At 66.5% G+C, this 523-nt stretch carries 1 pseudogene; it reads left to right on the forward strand.

From position 1 onward, the window contains the following. Positions 1 to 523: pseudogene (locus tag JHD73_RS28000) on the forward strand (IS3 family transposase); the annotation flags it as partial.

The raw sequence follows: 523 nt of genomic DNA on the forward strand, positions 1-523 counted from the left end.
TGCAGCACGACCAAGCCAAACGCTTCAAGGAGCTTGAGCGCGAGAACGCCCGGCTGCGCAGGCTGGTTGCCGACCTGTCGCTGGAGAAGGCGATGCTCAAGGAGGTCGCTTCGGGAAACTGGTGAGCCCCGAGCGACGCCGGCGCGCCGTGTGCATGCTGCAGGAACGGTTCGAGGTCTCGGAGCGTAAAGCCTGCCGCGTCGTGGGCCAGTCCCGGGCCGTACAGCGCTATGTGGCGACGGTGCGCGCTGACGAGGACGCACTCACGCAGGCCATCGTTGCGCTGGCGGCCGAGTACGGTCGCTATGGCTACCGACGCATCACGGCGCTGTTGCAGGCCAGCGGTTGGCAAGTTGGCCGCGACCGCGTGCAGCGCATCTGGCGTCGCGAGGGGCTCAAGGTACCGAAGAAGCGGCGCCCGAGGGGCCGCCTATGGTTCAACGATGGCTCCTGTGTGCGGCTGCGCCCGGAGTATCCACATCACGTCTGGAGCTACGACTTCGTGCACCACACTACCGAAGAC

It is taken from the genome of Ralstonia sp. ASV6 (genome assembly GCF_016429285.1).
GTDB classification, from domain to species: domain Bacteria; phylum Pseudomonadota; class Gammaproteobacteria; order Burkholderiales; family Burkholderiaceae; genus Ralstonia; species Ralstonia flaminis.